General features: G+C 44.0%; 10 protein-coding genes. 7 read left to right on the top strand and 3 right to left on the bottom strand.

All coding sequences use genetic code 11. The annotated features are described in order from the left end of the window. Window positions 1-51: 51 nt before the first annotated feature. Together E2K74_RS11350 and E2K74_RS11345 are read left to right on the top strand one after the other, a co-directional pair. Window positions 52-495, top strand: coding sequence for a MarR family winged helix-turn-helix transcriptional regulator (locus E2K74_RS11350; protein WP_227548032.1), 444 nt, complete (start codon window positions 52-54; stop codon window positions 493-495). Next, window positions 482-1,681: an MFS transporter gene (locus E2K74_RS11345; RefSeq protein WP_151207659.1), complete on the top strand. Its 1,200-nt coding sequence runs from the start codon at window positions 482-484 to the stop codon at window positions 1,679-1,681. The genes E2K74_RS11350 and E2K74_RS11345 overlap by 14 nt, the downstream gene beginning before the upstream one ends. Window positions 1,682-1,685: 4 nt before the next feature. Here the strand turns inward: E2K74_RS11345 and E2K74_RS11340 are convergent, their stop codons facing one another. Further along, window positions 1,686-2,666 (bottom strand): GlxA family transcriptional regulator, encoded by a 981-nt coding sequence (locus tag E2K74_RS11340; RefSeq protein ID WP_151207657.1) that lies wholly within the window; start codon window positions 2,664-2,666, stop codon window positions 1,686-1,688. A gap of 113 nt (window positions 2,667-2,779) precedes the next feature. On the opposite strand from E2K74_RS11340, the gene E2K74_RS11335 reads away from it, so the two are divergent. After that, complete coding sequence (locus tag E2K74_RS11335; protein WP_151207655.1) at window positions 2,780-4,567, top strand: acyl-CoA dehydrogenase; 1,788 nt, start codon at window positions 2,780-2,782, stop codon at window positions 4,565-4,567. Window positions 4,568-4,876: 309 nt separating this feature from the next. Here E2K74_RS11335 and E2K74_RS11330 read toward each other — a convergent pair whose 3' ends face one another. Then, window positions 4,877-6,094, bottom strand: a complete 1,218-nt coding sequence (locus E2K74_RS11330) for an alkane 1-monooxygenase (RefSeq protein WP_151207653.1) — start codon at window positions 6,092-6,094, stop codon at window positions 4,877-4,879. Between the two features lie 184 nt (window positions 6,095-6,278). On the opposite strand from E2K74_RS11330, the gene E2K74_RS11325 reads away from it, so the two are divergent. Further along, a complete protein-coding gene (locus E2K74_RS11325) occupies window positions 6,279-7,229 on the top strand; it encodes an AraC family transcriptional regulator (RefSeq protein ID WP_151207651.1) in 951 nt (316 codons plus the stop codon). On the opposite strand, the gene lpxB is transcribed toward E2K74_RS11325, so the two are convergent. After that, window positions 7,218-8,390, bottom strand: coding sequence for a lipid-A-disaccharide synthase (gene lpxB, locus E2K74_RS11320; protein WP_151207649.1), 1,173 nt, complete (start codon window positions 8,388-8,390; stop codon window positions 7,218-7,220). The two genes, E2K74_RS11325 and lpxB, sit on opposite strands and share 12 nt — an antisense overlap. Window positions 8,391-8,938: 548 nt before the next feature. Here lpxB and E2K74_RS11315 point away from each other — a divergent pair. From E2K74_RS11315 to E2K74_RS11305, 3 genes are all read left to right on the top strand, one after another. Continuing rightward, window positions 8,939-9,829 (top strand): sulfite exporter TauE/SafE family protein, encoded by an 891-nt coding sequence (locus tag E2K74_RS11315; RefSeq protein WP_151207647.1) that lies wholly within the window; start codon window positions 8,939-8,941, stop codon window positions 9,827-9,829. Window positions 9,830-9,956: 127 nt separating this feature from the next. Further along, window positions 9,957-11,048 (top strand): 3-deoxy-7-phosphoheptulonate synthase, encoded by a 1,092-nt coding sequence (locus E2K74_RS11310; protein ID WP_151204388.1) that lies wholly within the window; start codon window positions 9,957-9,959, stop codon window positions 11,046-11,048. 64 nt (window positions 11,049-11,112) lie between these two features. Next, window positions 11,113-11,637, top strand: a complete 525-nt coding sequence (locus tag E2K74_RS11305; protein WP_151207645.1) for a protein tyrosine phosphatase family protein — start codon at window positions 11,113-11,115, stop codon at window positions 11,635-11,637. Window position 11,638: the final 1 nt, after the last annotated feature.

The raw sequence follows: 11,638 nt of genomic DNA, 5'->3' as shown, positions 1-11,638 counted from the left end.
GCGTACATTGAACAAAAATTAGTTAGCCAGGTTAACTATATGCAGCCTACTATGCTCCGGTTTCGTGCTCTGCTTTTACGCTGTGCACGGCTCATGAGTGATGAAATCAATATCATATTGCTGTCATCACAACTTAATTATTCTTTGTGGCAGGTGCTCTATGTGATTCAGTCACAGCAGCAATGTACGCTGGCCGACATTTCCAGCTATCTGAATGTATCTAAGCCCTGTATTACCAAACGGATTCAGTATCTGGTCGAATTAGACCTTATTTCTCAGCTTGAAACCCCAGACCGACGTCAGAAGCTTTTTACTTTAACCCCCAAAGGTCTTGAGACTTTTGCAGTCTGTTCCACACAGATTGATGCTTTTGAAGATCAGCTTCTGGCTCAAATTCCAGATAAAGAAATCGCTGCCAGCCGACATGTTTTATTGGAATTGATGCAGCAATTGCAGCCTACTTCGTCTCAAGGAGATGCCAATGAGCCAAGATAAAGCTCCTCTTTGGACTTCCAATTTCATCCTGATCAGTTTGGTGAATTTTCAACTGGTACTGGTTTTCTATTTGTTGGTGATTGTGATTGTCGGCTACTCTGTGGCCGAATTGGGCGCCAGTACAGCGCAAGCCGGTCTGGTTTCCGGCCTGTTTATTGTCGGGACCTTATTGGGCCGTATTATTATTGGAAAATTACTGAACCGTCTGGGTCTCAAACTTACCCTTCTGTCAGGTTTAACAGGTTTTTTGATCTTTTCCGGACTTTATATGATTCCGGTTCAGCTGGAACTTCTGTTAGGGATTCGCCTGATCCATGGCTTTATGATGGGGGTGGCATCAACTGTGCTGGGTACGGTGATTGCCCAGACTATTCCGGTAACACGGCGCGGTGAAGGAATTGGCTACTTCAGTATGAGCAATACGGTCGGCACCGCAATTGGTCCCTTTATGGGCATCTGGTTGATGTCACATTTTGATTATCAGATGATTTTTTTAGTGAGCAGTGTCATCGCTCTAAGCAGCCTTATCTGTAGCGTATTTATCCAGCCGCCGCCTATTAAATCAAGGACATCCATTCAAGCGACTTCACAGGCTTCTAGTAAACTGGCGCAATATATTGAGCCGAAAGCCCTACCAATTGCAGTCATTGTCCTGTTGTTAACGACGTGTTATTCAGGCGTTTTGTCTTTTATCCATTTCTATGCCCAAGACATTGATCTGGTCGAAACAGCCTCTTTCTTCTTTCTGATGTATGCCATTGCCATTTTGCTATCGCGCCCTTTTACTGGCCCACTAATGGATCGTAAAGGTGAAAATATCATTATTTATCCTGCGATTATCCTTATGGCATTGGGTATTTTTTTGCTCAGTCAGGCCCAAAACTCAGCCATGTTACTAACAAGCGCAGCGCTGCTTGGTTTTGGTTTCGGCAATATCCTGTCGGTCTGTCAGACGATTGCTGTAAAAAGTACCACTTTGCAGCGTATGGGTCTGGCGACTTCGACCTTCTTTATTGCTCTGGATGCCGGTCTAGGTTTTGGACCTTATTTTTTGGGAATGTTGCTGGATCAGATCGGCTATCGTCAGTTATATCTCGTCTTGGCCTTAGTCAGTATCAGCGGCCTAATCTGGTATTATCTGTTGCATGGCAGAACAGCTGCCAAACTCCAAACTTCAAGTGAATAACATTTTAAAAGCGCTGGCTAAACCGGCGCCGATATTCTAAAGGAGTTAGTCCTGTTTTTCTATGAAACAAACGTCGGAATGAGCTGGGATCTTGATAGCCCACATACTGCATAATAAGATCGACGGCCTGATCAGTTTCTTCTAGCCGTTTGCGTGCTGCTTCAATACGGATGGCTTGCAAATATTGGTTTGGCGGTATATCTAACGCCTGCTTAAAGCGTCGGATCAGAGTTCTAGTGGTCACATTAAACTGGCCCGCCAGCTCATGCAGAACAAAATTCCGATCAAAGTTCTGCTGCAGCCAATCCTGTACCTTTTGTACCAGTTCGTCCTGATGCGGCTTGCCAATTTTCAATAAAGAATAAGACAACTGACTATCACGCCGATAATCAATGACAAAAGACTTGGCGGATTGCATGGCAACTTCAAAGCCATGGAAACGCTCGATCAAATGCAGTCCCAGATCAAACCAGGCCAAACCTCCACCCGCACAATAAATATGTTGATCGCGGCTAATCATCAAATCAGCATTCAGTTTGACCTGCGGATAGCGTAAGCGAAACATATCCTGAAAGCCCCAATGTGTGGTGGCGACACGATCGTCTAAAATTCCAGCCTCTGCAAGAAAGAAATTCCCGGTACAATTTCCAGCAATGAGAATTGCCTGCGTATGAGCGGTTTTAAGAAACTCGATCAGGCTCCGATTCTGCTCCAATACTTCCAGAATCGGAGCAGCAATTGTGGGCACAACCAGAATATCCGCGTTCTTAATTTCGTGATAGGCACAATGGGCCTGCAATTCCAGACCATTAATGCAGCGGACAGCTTGCCCATCAGGACTGGCAACCTTAACTGTAAACCGACGTTGCACATGCTGCTGCTGAATCCGGTTCCAGCTCACACCAGCCATGGCGAATAAATCGGCCACTCCAGTAATTGCTGAAGCCAAAGCGCCATCAAAACCTAAAATTACTATCTGTTGCATCTTTGCTTTTTGTCGTTTTTCACCCACTTCATGTCATTATTGACAATCCTCTTAAATAAAAGCAACTGCTAGTCTGAAAAGCTATCTCAAGGATGTTTTTTCAGGACCGAACCATGACTCAACTAATCAATGATAAAGATCTTAATTTCCTGCTTTATGATGTATTTAAACTGGTCGCGCTAACCGAACTGGAGCGCTATCAGGATCATGATAAAAACACCTTTGATAGTATCCTGGATACAGCTAAAGGCATCGCAACTGATTATTTTGCGCCGCACAATGCCAAGGCTGATCAGCATGAGCCCAGCTTTGACGGTACAAAGGTAGAAACCATTGCTGAAGTCAAAGTAGCCTGGCAACAGTTTGCCAATGCCGGACTGCTCTGTGCCCAACATGATTATGTAGATGGCGGTATGCAATTGCCGGTTCTGGTGAATATGGCGTGTAATGCCTATTTTATGTCAGCGAACCCTTCAACTGTGGCCTATTCTTTTCTGACTGCTGCCGCAGCCAATCTGATTCAGGCCTTTGCCTCGGCAGAACAAAAACAGCTGTTTTTACCACCTATGTTGAGTGGCCGCTTTGCAGGCACCATGGCAATGACTGAACCGAATGTCGGTTCTTCTCTAGGAGATCTGACCACGAGAGCTACTCCTCAAGCAGATGGCAGCTATCGCATTAAAGGTCAAAAAATGTTTATTTCTGGCGGCGATCAGGATATTACTGAAAATATAGTACATCTTGTTTTGGCCCGTATTCAGGATGCTCCGCAAGGAGTGAAAGGCATTTCCCTGTTTATTGTGCCGAAATTCCAAACTAATAGTGATGGTTCACTCGGTGAATCTAATGATGTACAACTGGCGGGTCTTCTGCACAAGATGGGTTATCGTGGAACCACGTCAACCATTTTGAGTTTTGGTGAAAGTGACAATTGCTTAGGCTATTTAATCGGTGAGCCAGGACAGGGCTTAAAATACATGTTCAAGATGATGAATGAAGCACGTGTCGGCGTAGGCCTTGGCGCTGCCATGATTGGTTATCGCGGCTATCTGGAGTCGCTGGATTATGCCAAGAACCGTCCACAAGGCCGTCCGGTACATAAAAAAGGCACTGATATCAAACCCGTCAATATTATTGAGCACACAGATGTAAAACGTATGCTGCTGGCACAGAAGTCTTATGTAGAAGGCTCTCTGGCCCTTTGCCTTTTTGCAGCCCGATTAATTGATGAGCATCAGGCTGCAGAAAATGAAGACAGTGCTATCTTGCTAGATTTAATTACGCCTGTGGTCAAATCATTCCCGTCTGCTTATGGGGTTAAAGCCAATGATCTGGCAATCCAGGTTTTGGGGGGCGCTGGCTATACCCGCGAATATCCGGTGGAACAATGTTATCGGGATAATCGCCTGAATCCGATTCATGAAGGCACGTATGGGATTCAATCGCTGGATTTGCTCGGACGCAAACTCTGGCAGCACAATGGTAAGGGCCTGAGCTTGCTGATGCAGCGAATGCAGAAAACCCTGTCGGATATTCAGCATACAACATTGGTCGAATTGGCAGAACAATTTAAACAGCATTTAAATACGATACAGGCCACTACACAGAAACTGGGTCAGGCCTTAATGCAGGGTCAGGTCAGTGAGTCCTTGGCGAATTCAGGTTTATATCTGGACATGATGGGCAAAACCATCATTGCCTGGCTCTGGCTAGAGATGGCTCATCAAGCTCAACACAAATTCGCCTCTTCCCCTCAGCAAGAAGATCAGGATTTTTTGGCCGGAAAAATGCAGGCGGCTCAATATTTTATTCGATGGGAATTACCTGAAATTGAACATCAGGCCAAGTTACTGATGAACTTTGATGACACCTGCCTGAAGATGCAGGCTGACTGGTTCTAAGATCTTTTGTATGTTTAATTAGCTGTTGAGCGCATATAAAATGGCTTAACTTTTAAAGTTTAAGTTTATGAATATACTATACAGCAAAACCTCTTCCGCACTGGTTGGAGGTTAGACTGCATGAAACTCGTTCCATTCTGTGATCTCAAATAAGAGCAGATATTTAACGGGTTTTAAGCTATGCTGCGCATGTGAACCAAACCCAAATAATCAAAATAATTGCTGAAATTTAATGCAGAATGAAAAAATGCCAAATCAAAATCAGAACGTGTATTTCTAAACTTCTCATACAGAATAAAGCCAATTCAATTAGGCCACTGTCCTGTCTAGCACACCAAATTTTTTAAAGATTTTAGCCCGCTTGGAAGGCAAAATATTAGCCTTGGTCAAATCCCCTTGATAATGCTGATATACGCGCTGATCCATCATTTTATACCATAAAGGTGGAATTAAAGCTGGGATCAGCATCGTGGCATAACCACCTGGCAATTCCGGTGCTTCATCAAAATGGCGCAGTGCCTGGAATGGCCGGCTTGGAAAAGCATGATGATCCGAATGGCGCTGTAACTGATATAAAAACAGGTTGGTCACAATATTGTTATTGTTCCAGCTATGTTCCGGCAATGTTCTTTCATAACTGCCATCGGCTTTTAGTCCGCGTTTCAGACCATAATGTTCAAGATAATTCACAATCTCGAATAGGCTGATGCCATAAAATGCCTGCGTCACAGTATAAGGAATAAGTTTCTTGCCATACGCCTTGAACATCAGGGCATGATAAGAGGCACTCATGGCCCAGCCATGAAACAGCTCGTTTTCCGTACTGAAGAACTTTAAACCTTTACGCTCCAAGCGTCTTTTTTCAATCTGAACTGCGGATTTCAGCCCCCCTATTACGGTGCGTGGCCAGAAACGATAAAAAGATTCGCCCATTTTTGAAGAAGCCGGATCTTCCGGGGTCGCTACCCGCTTATGATGCCCATATGGATGTTCAATACGAAAATGGTTGTAGACCAACGGCATCAGACTGGCATGTGACCAGTAATGGTCTTTTTTATGAGGACGATGACTCAGCTCATGAGCTGTGTTCACCCCAATGCCGTTAATCGCACCCATCGACATACCAAGCAGGATCTGATCCAGCAAAGACACTTCCGGACGAGTCACTACATAGCCTGCAAAGGCATTAGCTGCTATTTGTAAGGGAATAAACAGTTTCACAATACGGTCATAATAAGGATCTTTAACCAGTGCCTGAATCTGCACATCATCGGGATTATTGGCATCATCACCAATCAGGGCATCCAAGCTCGGAATAATTACATGCAGTAGTAAAGGTCCACCCAAGGCAAAAACTTTTTTAGTTGCCTTAGGGCCAAAATGATAACCAGCCAGAATTCCCATACCAATTACAGGTAAGCCGGGGCTGAGTAGCCAGCCAAAACGTTTCTTATCCAGTTGCCGCCCTTTGAGTGCGGGTGCATCCTGCTTGAACTGAACGGTTTGAATTTGTGCAGGGGCATTCATTGCGACCCTCCTTTTTTATGTTACTCTGCACATATAGTTCAATATTTCAGCATCGGCGAACAGTATTTAAAGTCCAGAAAAACTATGTCAGCGTCTTTGGCTCCATGGGCCAAATTTTGGCCCTCAATCACAAACACCAGATCATTTGAAATAAACTGACTAAAATAGTCACATCGAGTTAGGCATGGATGCTTTAAGTAAAATTTTTGATGATATTCATTTGGAGAAATCAGAATACCTTTATATTAAGGTCTTTCATCCAGGTGGCTTTACCTATCAGCATGAACCATCCATGCTGGCTTATGTACTGTTACACGGCCAGGCACAATTAAAATTCATGGACGGCAGTCTGTTGGAGCTGCAACAAGGCGATCTGGTGTTATTACCCGCGGGCACTGCACACCGCCTGTCTTGCCCGGACAGCACCGATTTCTCTGAATACCTTCCGATTAATCCGTTTTTTCCGACCCATTCGCAGCAATGTGTAGATCTCAATCCGGATCAATCGGCAGAACACAGTTTTATGCTGGCCATTCGCTCAAGTATGGATATTCAGATGGCTAAACCTTTGCTCAGTGCATTACCCAAGCATCTGCATATTCAGCATATTCTGGGTGATACGGCCCCGGAATGGCTACAAATCGGCCTACAGTTTCTGGCCCAAGAAACCCAGCAGCAGCGTCCGGGACGTGATAAAATTTTGGACCATCTGGTCAGTATCTTACTGATTGAATGTGTCCGTGATCATATTCTGAATCTGGAAGATGCTTCAAGCTGGCTGAATGCCCTTTCACATCCTGAACTGTCGAATGCCCTGGCAGTTATTCATGGCAAGCCGGAACAACCTTGGACCGTTGAAAGTCTGGCCGGACAATGTCACATGTCCAGATCCAAATTTGCCCAACTATTTACTCAGGTCGTGGGTGAGCCGCCTCTGGCCTATCTGCAACAGCACCGTCTGCGTCTAGCCGCCCAATATTTAAGAAATAGCGGATTTAGCATCCAGCAAATTGCCTATCTGGTGGGCTATTCATCTGAGACGGCGTTTAGTCAAAGCTTTAAAAAACAGTTTGAACAAACGCCAACCCGCTATCGCTCCAATTGCCAGAGCACTAAAGTTCGATTATTGGACTAAGTCTAGTATTGCCTTAACAGGATCTTCACTATTACTGGATAGCAGCTGCTTGTGCATGGTGATGTGCTGCATAACCTGAATCTGAGCCACTTCAATATTCATCAGCTTTTCAATTTCGGTCGCCAGCTTTTCTGGGGTCGCTTCAGACTGGATGAGTTCCTGAATGACTTTTTTGCCCGCAATAATATTTGGCAATGAGAAATAGGGAATTTTCACCAACAGTTTGGCAATTCGATAAGTCAGCCAATGCAGTTTATAAAAGGTTACCATTGGTCGATGCAATAGCATCGCCTCCAGCGTCGCGGTCCCGGAAGCCAAGGCAATAATATTCGAGGCATTCATCACTTGACGGCCAATCTTTGACTCGCGACCGCTATTTTCTATGAGTCGTACCCGCGCTGTTAAACTGGCCGGATATTGCGCCAACAAACTTTCAATTTGCTGTTTGCGTGCCTCATTAATGGCAGGAACCAGGAAAATATAATCGGGATGTTTCTGGTGTAAAAGGTTGGCTGCATCCAAGACCAACGGCCCTAAACGCTCAATCTCTCCGCGGCGGCTTCCTGGCAGCAAGGCGATGTATTTCAATGCCGGATCCAGCCCCAGTTCTGTCTGAGCCTCGGTCAGATCATTTTTTAGCGGTAATTGACCTGCCAGTGGATGGCCGACAAAGGCCGCTGGAATATCCCACTTTTTAAAGAACACTTTTTCAAAAGGAAATAAACACAAGACCAGATCAATACTGGCTTTGATTCCATGCACACGCCCCTGACGCCACGCCCACACCGAAGGGCTGACATATTGCACGGTTTTAATCGGTAACTGCTTCTGCTTCAGGCTTTTAGAAAGACGCAGGTTAAAATCGGGCGCATCAATACCAATAAAAATATCGACCGGATCTTTACTCCAAATGTCCACCAGACCATCACGGACGGCAAACAGCTTTTTAATATCTTTGAGAACTTCAACTATTCCCATGACCGACAGAATATCCATTGGATAATAGCTCTTAAAGCCTTCGGCCAACATTTGCGGCCCGCCAATCCCTTCAAATTCCACATCAATACCCTGCTCTCGAAAACTACGGATGAGCTTTGCACCAAGCGTATCTCCCGATACCTCTCCCACCACGATTCCGATTTTAAGTTTCCGTTTTTGCAAGTGTATTCCCTCAGATGTGTTGAATGTCAGCCTTACAGGATTCTAACATAATCCATAATTTAATCCTGAGTAAGCAATATCCAGCGAACCTAGCCGCCGAAATAAAAGAAAATGATGGGGTAAAAGTAATCTTAAGCAGTGAACTCCTTATCTAAAGGATCGAAGATAAAATGCTCAGGTATTAAAAAGTATTGAAGAAAATCGCCTAATCCTAAAACAGCCTGTAGATAAATATTCTTGTATTAACTGTACTTTGCGAAACCCACAGTGCCAATAAGTTTCCAGCTCTCTGTATGGAAAACAGAGCTTGTATTTCTTCTGAGTTTAAATATTCAAGAAAATCTCACTGTTTCGGCTTTTATAATTTTACACTTCAGATTTGTTAAAACTGCATTGGTAAGATTGAACTAATCACTTGAATATTAAGAATCAACCTTTAGTCAATAAAATCTTTATCTTTTTTTAGAATAAGTAAATCATCAATAAAGACAACAATTTAAGCTTAAAAACCATAAGATAAGCTCGTTTGTTTATTTTGGCATACATGCATGTTTGGTCCAATTGAATTTATTCTGGCAGGCGTTCTGGTGGGTTTTTGTGTAGGCATTACTGGTGTAGGTGGTGGCTCGCTGATGACTCCAATCCTGATTGGCCTGTTCCGGATTGAGCCGCATATCGCCATTGGGACGGACCTGCTCTATGCTGCCATTTCCAAATTTTGCGGTTCTTTTGTTCATGCCAAAAAAATGAATATTGTGTGGCCAATCGTTATCTGGCTGGTTGTAGGCAGTATTCCGGCTTCTTTTGCCACGCATTGGGTACTGGATAATTATCTAAGCCAATCGGCTCACTATAAACTAGTATTGACAATGGTTTTGGGTTTCATGCTCACCCTGACCGGCACCTCGATTGTATTTCGTAGCCAGATTGAAGCGCTATTTAATACATACCGTAAACAGGCATTTCCAGATATGACCCAAGAACTGGAGCATGTCAAACTGCAAGCCAATGATAAACGTGTCCTGATCATGATTATGGGGATTATACTGGGCGTGTTTGTCACCCTTTCCTCGGTAGGTGCTGGCGCATTTGGAATTATGGCACTGGTCTTGATGTTTCCCAATTTACCCATGATCCGTATTATTGGTTCTGACGTGGTACATGCGGTATTACTGACTTTAGTCGCAGGCCTTGGCCATATGAGTTCAGGTAATGTAGACTTTTATCTGTTGGGATGGTTGCTTGTCGGTTCTATTCCTGCAATTGTGATCGGTACTTTACTCAGCTCACGTATGCCGGAAAAACTGATCCGCAAAATTCTGGGAATCACCCTGTTTGCTCTTGGTATCAATTTCATGCTTAATCCGGTGAAATCTAAACCTGTGCAACCTGTTGAATCCGCAGTGATACTTCAACCCGACAAAATACAGCCTGTTTAAACTAACTATCCGATTCATCAATTTTTTTTCAAAGAAATATTCATCTTTTTTATAACAAAGTGACGCATCATTCATGTTATATTCAGGCTATTAAACAACCTTTTGTATGATCAAACCAGTGACGGCAATGAATACACTACAGTCAAAACCTATTTCAGCATCAGATATTGATGACGTGAATATCCAAAGCATGATTCCTCTGGTAACGCCTGCTCAGTTAAAAACAGAATTACCATTGACTGAAACTGCTTATCAAACCGTACTGCATGGTCGTGAAACGATTCGCAATATTCTAGATGGTCAGGATAAACGTCTATTTGTGGTCATTGGTCCATGTTCTATCCATGATCCGGCTGCTGCACACGAATATGCTGAACGCCTGAAAGTATTGAGCGAGAAAGTCAAAGATACGCTGTATATCGTGATGCGTGTTTATTTTGAAAAGCCACGTACGACTGTGGGCTGGAAAGGTCTGATCAATGACCCGGATATGAATGACTCTTTCAATATTGAAAAAGGTCTGCGTATCGGTCGTAAACTGTTAACGGAACTCAATGAAATGGGCCTGCCATGTGCAACCGAAGCCCTGGATCCAAACTCTCCGCAATATTATCAGGATCTAATTTCATGGTCAGCGATTGGTGCGCGTACCACCGAGAGCCAAACTCACCGTGAAATGTCTTCCGGCCTGTCTTCACCAGTAGGCTTTAAAAATGGTACTGATGGCGGTTTAACAGTTGCAACCAATGCCATGCAATCAGTTAAACATGGCCATAGCTTCCTCGGTTTGAATGATCAAGGACAGGTTGCTGTGATTCGCACCTCAGGTAACCCATATGCACATGTGGTACTCCGTGGTGGTAATGGCAAGCCGAACTATGATGCCGGCTCGGTTGCTGATGCTGAAGCTGCTTTGGCCAAAGCCAAAGTCAGTAGCAAGATCATGATTGATGCCAGCCATGCCAACTCGAATAAAGATCCGTTCTTACAACCTCTAGTCTTAAAAAACATTACCGAACAAATTCTTGATGGAAACAAGTCAATTGTTGGTATTATGGTAGAGAGTCACCTGAAAGGGGGTCGTCAGGATATTCCAGCCAATCTGGCCGATTTGGAATATGGTAAATCAGTAACTGATGGCTGCATCGACTGGGATACTACAGAAAAAGTATTACTCGACATGCATGAGGCATTAAAAGACGTTTTACCGAACCGTTAAACGATCCGACAAACGCCATCGCCAAGATGGCGTTTTTCTTTCTGCACAAGGAAAATTTTATCTGATGAATGACATTGAAACTGCGCTCAGCCAAATTGAAAATTTTCAGTTCATCCATGAGCATCTGTTCAGCTCGGGCCAACCGACTGCCGAACAGCTAAAACTGATGAAAGAATACGGCGTATCCACTGTTATTAATGTGGCTTTGACCGACAGCGTCCAACATTTATTACATGAAGATAAAATTTGCCTTGACCTGGGTTTGAACTATATCCAGCTGCCCATTTCCTGGGAAAGACCTTCTGACGATCAATGTCTGTTAGTACTTGATCTGATTGATCATCTGGTAAAACAGCACATGGTCTGGGTACATTGCTCAAAGAATTATCATGTCAGCTGCCTGATGTATTTATACCGTCAATACTCAATGAATATAGATATGCCAGCTGCCCAGGAATATTTGCATGAAATCTGGGAACCCAATGAAACCTGGACCGGACTCATGCACGCGGTTGCCCTACAGCTTCAAGGCCGTAAAGCAACCCATGAACTGGAATTGTCCCTGATTCATCCCCATCAATTTGTTTGAT

It is taken from the genome of Acinetobacter sp. RF15B (assembly GCF_007558235.1).
Classification (GTDB): domain Bacteria; phylum Pseudomonadota; class Gammaproteobacteria; order Pseudomonadales; family Moraxellaceae; genus Acinetobacter; species Acinetobacter lwoffii_C.
This window is presented reverse-complemented; position numbering and strand designations above follow the sequence as displayed.